Raw genomic sequence first — 14,115 nt, 5'->3', positions numbered from 1 at the left:
CGACGAAATGCTGAGTTGAATTCATGGCCCGAAGGTATTCCGGATACGGTGGGCGAGTCAAGCCAGGATGGGGTTCACCGCAAGATCCTTCGCGAAGACGTCAGATCAGGCGTATTCATTTTTTCGTCACGTTGGCACTTTAAGGTGAAAGCCGTGGTCAGTCATTTCAGCGATTTTAAATTCAATAAAAAGGTGAGCGCGATGGATGAATACCAAGAAGAACTGCTTGAATACCGGGCTTCAGAACTCGACCCAGTAGAACCTGCCGATGACGCTACCGAGCTGTAAGCGTCAACCGGCTTGACGTTGGCTGCGGCGGAACTCTCCGGGTGTTTGCTCGTTCCAGCGTTTGAACGCACGTTGAAACGCCTCGGCGGAGGCAAAGCCCAGCAAATAAGCTATTTCTCCAAAAGCCAGTTCGGTGTCGCGGATATACGTCATCGCCAAGTCGCGACGCGTGTCATTCAAAATAGCTCGAAACTGCGTGCCTTCTTCGGCCAGCTTGCGGCGCAAGGTCCAGGTCGGCAGCTTCAGCCGTGCGGCCACTTCCTCCAGATCCGGTTCTCGTCCTCCGCTCAACAATGGCCCAAGTAATTGAGTGATGCGTTCACGCAAGCTCCGAGTGCGAGTCAATTGCTCTAATTCCTTTTCGCACAACACCAGCAAATGCCGCCACGTGCTGGGGCAATGTTCCGGATTACGCAACGCCAGGCTTGTTTGGCTTAAGCGTAACTGGTTCAGTTCAGCTCCAAAACTCACTGCGTTGTCGCTTAAATAACCGTACGCCTCCACATAAGGTGGCTCCGAAAATTCGATTTCGATTTTTTCAGCCAACAAAGGGTGGCCTGAAAGGGTCGACAGTTGCTGAATCCAACTCGCCAGAATCGAGTCCACGACGAAGCGGTTGTAGGCGTTGTAGGGGCTGATGGAGTAAAAGCGCAACCACGCGCCACCGGCATCCTCATGAAAGCTGGATTGCCCGCGATAGTTGGAGCCATACAATGCTTCAAAGCGAATAAGGCAGCGAGCCGCCTCACGCACGGTGGGCGCTTGGGCGGCGGTAACGCCGGCCAATCCGACTTGGCTGATACGGCTTAATTGACCCATGCGTAAACCCAATCCTGGCTCACCCGTCAGTTGGATCGCAGCATGGCCCAAACGCATGTAACGCGGGATCGACAGTCGCGCGCCTAGCTCAGCCAAGCGCGCAGGGTCCAGGCCGTATTGCTCGAGCAGTGGCTGCGGGTCTTGGCCATAGCATCGCACGGCGTCTGCCAGGCTATGAACAAAGCCGACAGACAAGTCCCCTAAACGCACCCGTAGTGACGTCATTAACCTATAGCCACAGGTTGATCAGGCGAGCGATATGCCCTGGCTGATCGTCGCTGAATTGATCGCCACCGGTCAGGCTATGGCGACTGGCGAAACTATGACCGGAACTGCCTTTATCCCAGAACTGACCACGCATGAAGACACTGAGTCCCGCATGTGCAGTGCTGGCTGGCTCAACCCCAGTTAGCGTTAGTTGGTGCCAAGCGTCACCTTCGCTGATTTCTCCTGGTTTGAGGCTGGTGCTGGCGGGGGTCGATGCGCTGCGAAACCCCCTCCACGGTTTGGACCACAGACCGTTGCCAGCCACAAAAGCAGGTACCGCGATCAGCTCGGCACCTTTGGCGTTCAATTGTGCGTAGTTGTCTGGGTACCAGCTGTCGCTACCCACCAACACTCCAAGTCGTCCGGCAGGTGTGTCAATGACATTTAAATCGGTGTTTGCTGCCGGTTTGATGTAGTCGCGTTCGGTGAAGCTTGGGTATACCTGGCGCTGGGGTTGGCCGATAGGCAAGCCGTCACTGCCAAATACTACGCTGCTGTTGTAAAGCGCACCGGACCCGATATGCAGTTGGCCCTCGCTGATACTGGGGTCTGGCAGCACAATAGAGCCCGCCACCAAGGTCACACCAAACGTTTTAGCCAAGCCACCAAATAGCGTCTGGTAATCCCTCGCCATGGCCTGGGCATTCATCCGCAAATAAGCATCATCGAATCGGTTACGTCCCTTGGCCTGATAAAGCGCGTAAAGGAATCGCAGCGGATTACTCACCGATAGCCAATTCATTGCCTCCTTGACCGTGGTCGATTGATACAGCTGATCCTTTTCGCCGCTGACAAACAGCCAAGTGCCTACATGCTCGGGCAGAATCACGATGGTTTTGCTGTTGATCAGTCCTAGATCGCGGGCTTGCTGAAGATAGGCAGCAAGTTTGCGTCTTAAATGGTCGCGGCTTTGATAGTCACTGGGCGACAGTTCCGTCTGGATACCCAACAAGTTGCCGTGCTCGCGGGGTTGACCTTCATTCACCGTCAGTTGAATGCGCAAATCGGAGAGATAGAGGCCCACCGGGCGCTGCCCGGTCCAGACGGCGTAGCTGATGATCATCGCGATCAGCAGCAGGCCAACGAGAAAATTGAAGGTTTTATGCAAGGGGGACACAAAGAGCAGCCGTGTGCAGAGTTCGCCGACTAGGTTAGGGCGCTTGGTGGCGCTTGCCAACCCTCGCTGTACGATTGGATCAATAAGTTGTCACTTTCAGCCATTGAGTGTGTTCCGTTAGCTCTTTAATGTCAGCGTTATGAACCAGTGAGGTACGCGTGTACAGTTTTCGCACGGTTACGTAAGACCAATAATTGACGGTGGTCTCATTGAGGCTCCCGCATCCCGTGATCCCGCTCGATGGAGTCTCTATGTCCGCCGCCTTGTACCCGCATCTGTTGGCCCCGCTGGACCTCGGCTTTACCACGTTGCGCAACCGCACGTTGATGGGTTCGATGCACACCGGGCTTGAGGAAAAGCCCGGCGGATTTGAACGCATGGCTGCTTATTTTGCCGAACGCGCGCGCGGCGGTGTCGGCCTGATCGTTACCGGCGGTATCGGTCCCAATGACGAGGGCGGGGTATATTCCGGCGCGGCCAAGTTGACCACGGTCGAGGAGGCTGCAAAACACCGCATCGTTACCCAAGCGGTGCATGAAGCGGGCGGCAAGATCTGCATGCAGATTCTCCACGCTGGGCGTTATGCCTACAGCCCGAAACAAGTAGCGCCGAGTGCGATTCAGGCGCCGATCAATCCGTTCAAGCCCAAAGAGCTGGACGAGGAAGGCATTGAGAAACAGATTCAGGATTTCGTCACCTGTTCGACCTTGGCGCAAATCGCCGAATACGACGGTGTCGAAATCATGGGCTCGGAAGGTTATTTCATTAACCAATTTCTTGCCGTCCACACCAACCACCGCACCGACCGTTGGGGTGGAAGTTACGAAAATCGCATGCGCCTACCGGTGGAAATCGTCCGCCGGGTGCGCAAGGCGGTAGGCCCGAATTTCATCATCATTTTTCGCCTGTCGATGCTGGACCTGGTCGCTGGCGGTAGCGTCTGGGAAGAAGTCGTGCAGCTGGCGCAGGCCATCGAGCAAGCGGGCGCCACTATTATCAACACTGGTATTGGCTGGCACGAAGCGCGGATCCCGACTATCGCCACTAAGGTGCCGCGCGCGGCCTTCAGCAAAGTCACGGCCAAATTGCGCGGCTCGGTGAAGATCCCGCTAATCACCACCAACCGTATCAACACCCCGGAAGTCGCTGAGCAGATCCTCAGTGATGGCGACGCTGACATGGTTTCCATGGCGCGACCCTTCTTGGCGGACGCAGATTTCGTCAACAAGGCCGCGGCCGGGCGCAGCGACGAAATCAACACCTGTATCGGCTGCAACCAAGCCTGTTTGGACCACACCTTCGGTGGCAAGCTCACCAGTTGCCTGGTCAATCCACGGGCGTGTCACGAAACGGAACTCAATTACTTGCCGACAAAGCTAATTAAAAAAATCGCGGTGATCGGTGCCGGTCCTGCGGGATTGGCGGCGTCAACGGTGGCTGCAGAGCGCGGGCATCAGGTGACGTTGTTTGATTCGGCCAGCGAAATTGGTGGGCAGTTCAACATTGCCAAGCGTGTACCGGGCAAAGAAGAGTTCTCTGAAACCCTGCGTTATTTTGCGCGCAAGCTGCAAACCACCGGGGTTGAGGTGTGCCTGAACACACGGGTAGCGGTCAGCGATTTAATCGGGGCTGGCTATGACGAAATTATTCTGGCCACAGGTATTGCGCCACGTACACCGGCCATTCCCGGTGTCGAGCATGCCAAAGTGCTTAATTACCTCGACGTGATTCTGGAACGTAAACCCGTCGGCAAAAGCGTCGCGGTGATTGGTGCCGGTGGGATTGGCTTCGACGTCTGCGAATACCTGGTGCATCAAGGCGTCTCCACCAGTCTTGACCGCACGGCATTCTGGAAAGAGTGGGGCATCGACGTTGCTCTGGAAGCCCGAGGTGGCGTGGCCGGTATCAAAGCCGAGCCGCATGCGCCTGCACGTCAGGTGTTCCTGTTGCAGCGCAAGGCCTCCAAAGTCGGCGACGGCTTGGGTAAAACCACCGGCTGGATTCACCGCACCGGCTTGAAGAACAAGCACGTGCAAATGCTCAACGGCGTCGAATACCTGAAAATTGACGACGCTGGCCTGCACATTCGCATCGGTGAAGGCGAGCCGCAGATTTTGCCTGTGGATAACATCGTCATCTGTGCGGGGCAGGACCCGTTGCGTGAACTGTATGACGGGCTCATTGAGGCCGGCCAGAATGTGCACTTGATCGGCGGCGCAGACATTGCCGCTGAACTGGATGCCAAGCGGGCGATCAATCAGGGCTCGCGTTTGGCTGCGGAGCTGTAAGACTCCGCACCAAAATCTGTAGGAGCCAACGTGTTGGCGAGGCGCCGTGTCAGGTTGACCGCGTAAAACCTCTCGCCAACACGTTGGCCCCTACAGATGGCCGCTTTCTGTAAACTCCGCCACTATGTTCCCAGCAATTCCCAACCCGCCCAACGCACCCCTCGAACCCTTGCATCTGCCGTGGCTAAAGCGAGCAGGCATTGAGGTGGCGGTTTTGCGCCTGGACCTCATCGACCCGCTGATCTGCGGCAACAAATGGTTCAAGTTGACCCATCACCTGACCGCCGCTGCACAGGCCGGGGCCGAGGGCGTGATCAGTTTGGGCGGTGCGTATTCGAACCATTTGCACGCCTTGGCCGCTGCAGGCAAACGTTTCGGCTTTCCCACGGTGGGCCTGTTGCGCGGGCATGCGCTGGACTCGCCGACGGTCAACGATTTGATGGCGTTCGGCATGCGCGTGCATTGGTTGGGTTACGCCGGTTATCGCGAGCGCCACGCGCCGGGCTTTTGGTTGCCATGGCAAAAACGCTATCCGCAGTTGCATCCGATTCCAGAAGGCGGCGGTGGCCTGCCCGGTGCCTTGGGTTGTGCGTCATTACTGAATCAGGTACAGGAGCAGATCAGTCAAGTAGGCTGGAGCGACTACCATGGCTGGTGGCTGGCGGCAGGTACCGGCACTACGTTAGCTGGATTAGTATTGGCCGAAAATGGTGCGCATCCGGTTTACGGCGCGCTGGCCGTGCCGGATGACCACGGTGTGGCTGAAAACGTCGTTGCGATGCTTGGACAAGCCAACGCGGGTTATTACCTGCTCGACGCCAGTCGCGGCGGATTTGCCAAAACCGATCCGGCCCTGCTGGACTTCATCGTCGCCAGCGAAGCGGAAAGTGGCCTGCCGTTAGAGCCGCTGTATACCGGCAAAGCGCTGCTGGCGCTGCACGATCAGGTCGCGGCGGGAATGTTTCCCTCTGGCACGCGATTGATCTTCGTGCACACCGGTGGTTTGCAGGGGCGAAGGGCGATGCAGGTTTACGAATGAATCCGAGTTTCTGCGATTTGCACCTCAACAAAATGCTGAATCAACGAAACCTGCGGCTCTTTGCGCGCAGCTCTTTGAGTTTTTTGTTCATGCGTTGAAGCTTCTCACTGGGTTTGGCCCATATCCCGGTCGGATTTATGGATCTCGCCCTATCGGGTGTATAGACGCCATCCTCCGTTTACGAGGGCGGCGGTCATGATGCGTTGGCAAGGCCCGAATAGCGCAGAGTCTGCTGATTCAAACAGGGAAATCTACTACGTCCGTGGAGGCAATCCGCAGCAGCATCTCTTGGCCCGAGGGATGTTCGATGCTGATCAACCAGCGTAAATGTGCCACCAGCTGTACCCATGGCCCCTCACTGATCAATAGATAACCCCAGTGTCGATCAAGGTTTTCCAGGAACTGAGCAAGTATTGGATCGTATTCCCCTTTGATCTGAACCAGACACGGCGACACGTCCTTGAGCGCACCAAAGCGGGTACCGAGGTAAAGTACGTTGACGCAAGGAGAGTCAACCCACTGATACAGACGCTTCAATAGATCCTCGACCTGCACCGCGTCCAGCAGCAAGCCAACAGTTTGATGCCAAGGGATATCGTCGGGCAGAGCAGTTCGTGAGTGTGTGCCGGGGCCGAGTTCATGCGCACAATCCTTCGCATTTGACGAAAACAGCGACTGTGGCTGGATTCCTGATCTAACGATGTCGGTAGGGTGCGATACGATATGTAGGACTTTTCCGAACAAAAAAAGCCCCGCCGATCAGGGCAGGGCTTAGTCAGCAGAGCGAAACAATCAGATCGTTTCAGCCCACAAGTCGTACTCGTCAGCTTCGGTCACCCGGCACATCACTTTATCGCCCGGCTTAAGGTCTTGGTCGCTGTCGATGTACACGGTGCCGTCGATTTCCGGGGCATCGAAGAAGCAGCGACCGACGGCGCCGCCGTGTTCGTCTACCTCATCAATCAGCACTTCGATTTCGCGGCCGACTTTCATTTGCAGGCGAGCAGCGCTTATTTCTTGCTGATGCGCCATGAAGCGATCCCAGCGATCTTGCTTGATCTCATCCGGGACGTGATCGCCCAGGGCGTTGGCTGACGCGCCTTCAACCGGCGAGTATTGAAAGCAGCCTACGCGGTCGAGTTGCGCTTCGGTCAGCCATTCAAGCAGGTATTGGAAATCTTCCTCGGTTTCGCCCGGGAAGCCGACGATAAAGGTCGAGCGGATGATCAGGTCTGGGCAGATTTCACGCCAGTTTTTGATCCGCGCCAGGGTTTTATCTTCAAAGGCTGGACGCTTCATGGCCTTGAGAATTCTAGGGCTGGCGTGCTGGAACGGGATGTCGAGGTACGGCAGAATTTTTCCCGCGGCCATCAACGGAATCAGTTCGTCCACGTGGGGGTAAGGGTAAACGTAGTGCAGGCGCACCCAAACGCCCAAGGAACTGAGGGCTTCGCACAGCTCCGTCATCCGGGTTTTCACTGGTTGGCCATTCCAGAAACCGGTGCGGTACTTGATGTCGACGCCATAAGCGCTGGTGTCTTGAGAAATGACCAACAGCTCTTTTACGCCGGACTTGACCAGGCGCTGAGCTTCGTCCAACACATCGCCCACCGGGCGGCTGACCAGTTTGCCGCGCATGGACGGGATGATGCAGAAGCTGCAACTGTGGTTGCAGCCTTCGGAAATCTTCAGGTAGGCGTAGTGGCGCGGCGTCAGTTTGATGCCTTGCGGCGGCACCAGATCAATCAGCGGGTTGTGATTGAGGTTAGGCGGCGCGGCGTCGTGAACGGCCATGACCACTTGTTCGTATTGTTGCGGCCCGGTGACGGACAGCACGCTTGGGTGGACCAAACGAATCGCGCTTTCTTCGACGCCCATGCAGCCAGTCACGATCACTTTGCCGTTTTCAGCCAGGGCTTCGCCGATGACTTCCAGAGATTCTGCTTTGGCTGTGTCGATAAACCCGCAGGTGTTGACCACCACCACGTCGGCGTCTTGGTAGGTGGCGACGATTTCGTAGCCTTCCATGCGCAACTGGGTAAGGATACGCTCGGAATCGACCAGAGCCTTCGGGCAACCCAGAGAAACGAAGCCAACCTTGGGGGCGGACGGCGTGGTGACGGTGGACATGGCGAACCTCGGCATTTGGGATGACGCCGGGCAAACGGCCGGGCGTCGACGGGCGCTTGGTGCGCCTCTGATCAAAAAGTGCGCAATTCTAGCGGTGAGACTGAAGATTGACCAGCTTTATGCAGAGAATTACGACGAGTGCTGCGCTATGCTTCGCGGCGTTGCGTCCAATCATGGCGATGGCGTTAATCAGTGTTTGTAAAAACGGAGCTTGCTTAAGCACATCACTGTGTTTTAGGGGCCCAGGTCTTGGTGGTAGGAGTGGTTAATGGGTCAGGCAATTAGTCAGGTAGAGGCGGAGCATCATCCGGCAAAGCCGTTGAGTTTGTTGATTGCAGCCGTCGGGGTGGTCTACGGCGATATCGGCACCAGCCCGTTGTATACCCTTCAGCAGGTATTTACTGGGGGGTATGGGGTTCAAGTCGACCATGTGGGTGTGCTTGGTATTCTGGCGCTGATCTTCTGGTCGCTGATTTGGGTGGTTTCGCTTAAGTACGTGTTGTTCATTCTGCGTGCTGACAACCAGGGTGAAGGCGGAATCATGGCGTTGACCGCGCTGGCGCGTAGGGCGTCGTCTTCGTATCCAAAGTTGCGCAGTACTTTAGTGGTCTTCGGCTTGTTCGGTGCTGCGCTTTTCTACGGCGACAGCATGATTACCCCGGCCATCTCGGTACTGTCTGCTGTGGAAGGCCTGGAACTTGCGTTCAAAGGCGTCGAGCATTGGGTTGTGCCGCTGTCGCTAGTTGTACTGGTGGGATTATTTCTGATTCAGCGGCACGGTACGGCGCGGATCGGAATTTTGTTCGGTCCGGTGATGGTTATTTGGTTCCTGGTCTTGGCAGCGTTGGGTGTCTACGGAATCATGCAGAACCCCGAAGTGCTCAAAGCGCTTAACCCAATTTGGGCGGTGCGGTTCTTTGTGGCTCATCCGGGCATTGGCGTCACCATTCTGGGCGCAGTCGTTCTGTCACTGACGGGCGCTGAAGCACTGTATGCCGACATGGGGCACTTCGGTCGCAAGCCTATCGCCCGCGCATGGTTTGCATTGGTGTTGCCAGCGCTGGTGTTGAATTACTTTGGCCAAGGTGCGCTGTTGTTGGACAATCCCGAAGCCGCACGTAACCCGTTCTATCTGTTGGCGCCGAGCTGGGCGTTAATTCCGCTGGTTTTTTTATCGACATTGGCCACCGTAATTGCTTCGCAGGCAGTGATTTCGGGGGCTTTTTCCATGACGCTGCAGGCGATTCAACTCGGTTATATTCCCCGGATGCACGTTCAGCACACGTCCAGTTCCTCCCAAGGACAGATTTATATTGGTGCGGTGAACTGGTCACTGATGATCGGCGTGATTTTGCTGGTGCTCGGTTTTGAGTCCTCCACAGCGTTAGCCTCTGCCTACGGTGTTGCGGTGACTGGGACAATGTTGATCACCACGATTTTGGTCGCGGCAGTCGTTCTATTGTTGTGGAAATGGCCACCGCTGTTGGCGATACCGGTTTTGCTCTGTTTTCTGCTAGTCGATGGGCTGTTTTTTGCCGCAAACGTGCCAAAAATCGTACAAGGTGGCGCGTTCCCGGTATTGGCTGGGATTGTATTGTTCATCCTGATGACTACGTGGAAGCGTGGTAAGCAGTTGCTAGTCGAGCGGTTGGAGGAGGGTGGCCTGCCTCTGCCCATCTTTATCAGCAGTATTCGCGTACAGCCGCCCCATAGGGTGCAAGGAACGGCAGTGTTCCTGACTGCCCGTCCCGATGCTGTACCGCATGCCCTGTTGCATAACCTGTTGCACAACCAAGTACTTCACGAGCAAGTGGTTCTGCTGACGGTAGTCTATGAGGACTCCCCGCGAGTGCCGGCGAGCCGCCGATTTGAAGTTGAGGCCTACGGCGAAGGCTTTTACCGTGTGGTATTGCACTTTGGGTTCATCGATGAGCCGGACGTGCCAGCGGCGCTTAAGTTATGCCACCTGGCCGAGCTGGATTTCGCCCCGATGCGCACAACCTACTTCCTCAGCCGCGAGACGATCATTGCCTCCAAGTTGGATGGCATGGCCCGCTGGCGTGAGGCGCTGTTCGCCTTCATGCTGAAGAACGCCAACGGTAACCTTCGCTTCTTCAACCTGCCGTTTAACCGAGTGATTGAACTGGGTACCCAAGTCGAGATGTAGGGCCTTCGGCAGCTGCGAGCTTCAGGCGGTAAGCCCCAAGTTAGAAGCGGCAGGATTCATACTTGCCGCTTGAAGCTTGAAGCTGCTTTTAAGCCTTCGGCCCTTTCCCTTGCCGCTTATCGATAGCATTAGTCATGCGTTTGGCTAGCGCAGGGTAGTTCTCATCGAAGTGGTGGCCGCCTGGTAGCATGAGTTTTTCGCCCACGGCTGTTGTTTCAGTGCAGCCACTTTCAGCCGTTTCTTCAGCGCCATACACGCATAGCACTTTCTCAGGTGGCAGTTTGGCCATCTCCGGACCGGTAGGCGCTTCTTTACCTGCTGTACCCAACCAGCCTTGTACCTGAATCTCAAAGCTGCCACTGCGCGCAAAAGCCAACAATACGATGGAGTCGACACGCTTTTGCTCATCCGGCGCCAATCGGTTGTAAATTGCGGGCAGTACATCGGCACCGAACGAGTAGCCCATTAGTACGAAGCGCTTAGTGCCCCATTTCTGGCGGTAGTGATCCATCAATTCGGCTAAATCCAGGGCGGTTTGCTCCGGCGTTTTGTGCTCCCAGTAATAGCGCAGTGTATCTATGCCTACTACGGGGTAGCCCATTTTGGCCATTTCTCCTGCCACGTCTCGGTCGAGGTCACGCCAACCTCCATCGCCTGAGAGGAAAAGTGTCACCGTGTCGGTCGTAGCTCCTGCCGGAACCTCGACTACAGGGATCTTCAAACCGCCGTTCTGATCATCCAAGACCAATTGTCGGCGCAGTTGGCTGTTGAATAGTTGCGGCAGGTGCACATCGTAATCGCTGATGCTGTTTTCAGCGTTGGGCTGATCACGCACCAAAGTTGCGGCCGCGTCATCCGGTCCATCGTTCCATGCAACGAACCAGTGACCGTGCGCCGCACTTTTTGGCACGTTGTCTACACATGCAGGCGGGTCAAGGCTAAAACCTACAGATACGGCTTTTGCATTGTCATCGTTTTGCCCTGCCAGCCAACGCCAGGCTAAGGTCGCGCCCGGTCCGACTCCCCCTACCAGCGTCGCCGGACCGTCTAGCTTCGTCAAAGCGGCAGCTAGCGTCTTTTCCTGCAGTGCGCAATTGTCCTTGGGCAGCGTGACTTGAACGACCTGTGCGGTGCCGTCAAGGCTCAGCGCCAGCAGCTGTTTATCGGTCAGCCCTTCATCGGCCAAAACAGCCAGACCTACCAACGCTTTGGGCTGGGTGCCGGGGGAAACACGGGTCAGCGCCGAACCATCTTCAAGGGTCAGATGTTCCAGAACCGGCTGAGGAGCAGGGCGGTTCCACAGCCAAAAGCCAAGTACCAGTGCGAGAACAATCAGGGCTGCAAGCAAAAAGCGCCAGTAGCGTTGAATCATTAGCGTTTCACCAATCCAGTCAGGCCGCCTGCAATCAGGGCGGCGGTGTCAGCCAATGCCACGAGCGGATCAAGTCCGGCGGGTACGGCCATATAGCGAGGTTCCCAGTCAGGCTGGAATTTATCTTTGAAGCGGCGCAGACCTTGGAAATTGTACAGTTGTTCGCCACGGCGAAAGACCATCGACCCAAGCCGCTGGGTTAGAGGAGCGCCACGACGAGGTTGCAAGCCCGATAGTGGCACCATGCCCAGGCTGAAGCGACCATAACCCTGTTCTTTGTAATGCAAAATCAAGCCGACCATCATGAACTCCATGGTTAGCTTTGGTGCGTCTGGGTGTGCGCGCATCAAATCCAGGCTGGCCAGTTCGTGCCTTGAGGTTTCCAACAGATTAGCGAATGCTACTGGCTTGCCTTCGAAATGGATAATCGCAATGCGGAAATGTTGTAAATAAGCTGCACTGAAGCGTCCTAGAGAGAAGCCTTTTTCCCGAACATTCTTACCGGTCAGCCATGCGTCGGAGATCACCTTCAGCTCCTCCAGGGGTGCCTGGCCGACCTCATAAATCTTCAGCGACAAACCGTCACGGCCACCTCGGTTCCAGGTATAACGCAGGTCTTTCATCTCTTTGCCCTTTGACTCGATGTCAAAACGCTGCAAGTCGACGCGGGCCTCCTCACCCAACTTGATCGCGGTCAGGCCGATATCCATATAGAAGGGCAGATTCTCTGCGCGTACCTGATAAAACACTGGGCGGGCATGGTGCAGATCGCACAAATCGCGAAATTGCCAGATTAGTTCTGCGCGTTGTTGCGTAGGGCCAATAGGGTCGTACAGCGCCACCAGGCTTCGACCACGACGGGCGTACATCATAAATGCCTTACCGCTAGGGTGAAGAAGTAACGCCTTATCGCCGGTCATTACAAGCCCGCCGTCCGGCTGGTCGGAAGCATTCACGATTTGTGCAGCCTTGGCCAGTTCCTCTACGCCGGGTAACGTAATCACGGGACGTGCGGTTCGCAGTAGCCAGGTCAACGAGACGACGACTAACAATACCGCGCTGCCCAGCGCAGATCGCAAGGCGCGCGGTGCATCCGAGTTAAGCGTGAATTGCCACCACAGCTCCTGACTGTAAGGCACGTCTTGGTAGGCAAACAGCAGTAACCAGATTGACGCTGCGAGCACGCATACGCTTGCCACTAGATAAAGCGGTGAGAACGGAAGTTCTAGCAGTCGGCTTTGGCGATAGAACGAGCGACGGAAAATTGCCAGCAGCACGGCTGTGGAGACCAGTAGACTCGCCTCCTCCCAATCGAACCCTTTAAGCAATGACAGCAGAGCACCGGCCACCAGCAGCACAGTGGTGAGCATCCACGCCGCAGAAAGGCGCCGACGTAAACCTTGGGCCAACAATAGGCACAACACGCCAATCAGGCTGGCACCGAAGTGGGAGGCGTCAATTAAACGATGCGGAATCAAGAAGCCCAGGTGGCGCAAGCGTGAGTCAATTTCTGGCGTGGCACCCGAAAACAGCAGAACCACACCAGACAGAAAAACCAATAGGGCCAGGATGGGTGCAGCCAGACCCGACGCGACGCGCATTGCTTGACGGGTAGGCAGCAAGCGTTGTGCTTCGGTGTACAGCAATGCCAGACATGCCAGCAGCAGAGGCAACACCACGTAGATCAGGCGATAGAGTAACAAGGCTGCAGCCAGCGGTGCAGAGCCCAACTGGTCGGCAAAAGCGGCCAGTAGAATCGCTTCGAACACGCCTACGCCACCTGGAACATGGCTAAGTACGCCAGCCGCTAAAGCCAATAGATAAACCAGCACAAACGCGCCAAATGGAGGAGCGTCGGGCAGCAGCAAATAAAGCACTGTCGCGGCGGCAGCAACGTCCAGCGCAGTGATAACCAGCTGCATCAAGGTCAAGCGCAGACCCGGCAGGCGAAGCGTCCGGCGTCCGGCACGAACCAGTAAGTTATGGGGGATCGGTTGCTCTGGCAGGCGACGGCGATAAATACCGACTGCCAGTAACGCGCTGAGTAACAGGATACTGATCGCAACTACCGCCAGCAGCGTCACGGACAGGTGCAAGGCAGCCGATGCAGCTGGCAAATTGCTCAGCGTTGCCAGCGCTGCCAGCGGCGGCAGTGCGCAGCCCAATGAAAGGCTCGCAAACAAAGTCATACGTGCGACTTCTGTCGCACCTAACCCATGGCGCGCATAAAGCCGATAACGGACAGAGCCCCCTGAAAGCAATGACAGGCCAACGGCGTTGCCGATTGCGAATGCGGTGAAACCGCCAAGGATCAGGGTTTTCGTGGGCAGTTGTATGTTGGCGTATCGGCTAGCCGACCACTCATAGCCCAGCAGCACAGTAAATCCGACAACGGCCGCAGCAAAAGCACCGGCAAGCGCAACCTTGGGCACGCTCAGCAAGGAATCGTGCAGTGCATACAGGTCGAGCTCGCTCAGCAAGTGGCGGCAGGCGATAAGTGCGATGGTGAACAATAACAACGTCACCGCCAGCCCCAATGGCTGGCGATATTTGCTCATCAGCTCCAGCCAGCCTAGGCGCGCGGGCGCGATTGGATGGGGGGGCGTGACAGTTTCATTGGTTTCTTCG

At 56.4% G+C, this 14,115-nt stretch carries 10 protein-coding genes; 4 read left to right on the top strand and 6 right to left on the bottom strand.

Annotation, left to right across the window (positions count from 1 at the left end; genetic code table 11):
• Window positions 1-15: 15 nt before the first annotated feature.
• Window positions 16-288, top strand: a complete 273-nt coding sequence (locus RGW60_RS12195; protein ID WP_322204849.1) for a hypothetical protein — start codon at window positions 16-18, stop codon at window positions 286-288.
• A gap of 3 nt (window positions 289-291) precedes the next feature.
• Here RGW60_RS12195 and RGW60_RS12190 read toward each other — a convergent pair whose 3' ends face one another.
• Both RGW60_RS12190 and RGW60_RS12185 read right to left on the bottom strand, forming a co-directional pair.
• Window positions 292-1,332 (bottom strand): AraC family transcriptional regulator, encoded by a 1,041-nt coding sequence (locus RGW60_RS12190; RefSeq protein ID WP_322204848.1) that lies wholly within the window; start codon window positions 1,330-1,332, stop codon window positions 292-294.
• A 4-nt stretch (window positions 1,333-1,336) separates the two neighbouring features.
• The gene (locus tag RGW60_RS12185; protein WP_407074078.1) at window positions 1,337-2,482 is read right to left on the bottom strand and encodes a carbon-nitrogen hydrolase family protein; all 1,146 of its coding nucleotides are present in this window, start codon (window positions 2,480-2,482) and stop codon (window positions 1,337-1,339) included.
• 260 nt (window positions 2,483-2,742) lie between these two features.
• Here RGW60_RS12185 and RGW60_RS12180 point away from each other — a divergent pair, with 260 nt between their 5' ends.
• Entirely contained in the window at window positions 2,743-4,779 is a 2,037-nt protein-coding gene (locus RGW60_RS12180; RefSeq protein ID WP_322204847.1) for an NADPH-dependent 2,4-dienoyl-CoA reductase, read from the top strand.
• Window positions 4,780-4,903: 124 nt separating this feature from the next.
• Window positions 4,904-5,818, top strand: a complete 915-nt coding sequence (locus RGW60_RS12175) for a 1-aminocyclopropane-1-carboxylate deaminase/D-cysteine desulfhydrase (protein WP_322204846.1) — start codon at window positions 4,904-4,906, stop codon at window positions 5,816-5,818.
• A gap of 237 nt (window positions 5,819-6,055) precedes the next feature.
• Here RGW60_RS12175 and RGW60_RS12170 read toward each other — a convergent pair whose 3' ends face one another.
• Together RGW60_RS12170 and rimO are read right to left on the bottom strand one after the other, a co-directional pair.
• Window positions 6,056-6,562, bottom strand: a complete 507-nt coding sequence (locus tag RGW60_RS12170) for a DUF4123 domain-containing protein (RefSeq protein WP_322204845.1) — start codon at window positions 6,560-6,562, stop codon at window positions 6,056-6,058.
• A 48-nt stretch (window positions 6,563-6,610) separates the two neighbouring features.
• On the bottom strand, window positions 6,611-7,948 hold the full coding sequence (rimO, locus tag RGW60_RS12165) for a 30S ribosomal protein S12 methylthiotransferase RimO (RefSeq protein ID WP_322204844.1): 1,338 nt from the start codon (window positions 7,946-7,948) through the stop codon (window positions 6,611-6,613).
• A 268-nt stretch (window positions 7,949-8,216) separates the two neighbouring features.
• Here rimO and RGW60_RS12160 point away from each other — a divergent pair, with 268 nt between their 5' ends.
• A complete protein-coding gene (locus RGW60_RS12160; protein ID WP_322204843.1) occupies window positions 8,217-10,115 on the top strand; it encodes a potassium transporter Kup in 1,899 nt (632 codons plus the stop codon).
• 88 nt (window positions 10,116-10,203) lie between these two features.
• On the opposite strand, the gene RGW60_RS12155 is transcribed toward RGW60_RS12160, so the two are convergent.
• Window positions 10,204-11,487 carry a virulence factor family protein gene (locus tag RGW60_RS12155; protein ID WP_322204842.1) on the bottom strand — a complete coding sequence of 428 codons (1,284 nt, stop codon included), beginning with the start codon at window positions 11,485-11,487 and terminating at the stop codon, window positions 10,204-10,206.
• Window positions 11,487-14,045 (bottom strand): bifunctional lysylphosphatidylglycerol flippase/synthetase MprF, encoded by a 2,559-nt coding sequence (gene mprF / locus RGW60_RS12150; RefSeq protein WP_407074079.1) that lies wholly within the window; start codon window positions 14,043-14,045, stop codon window positions 11,487-11,489. The genes RGW60_RS12155 and mprF overlap by 1 nt, the downstream gene beginning before the upstream one ends.
• Window positions 14,046-14,115: the final 70 nt, after the last annotated feature.

Origin of the sequence: Pseudomonas sp. AB6 (genome assembly GCF_034314105.1) — a bacterium.
Taxonomy (GTDB): domain Bacteria; phylum Pseudomonadota; class Gammaproteobacteria; order Pseudomonadales; family Pseudomonadaceae; genus Aquipseudomonas.
The sequence above is the reverse complement of the archived record's forward strand: the minus strand, read 5'-3'. Positions and strand labels throughout refer to the sequence as shown.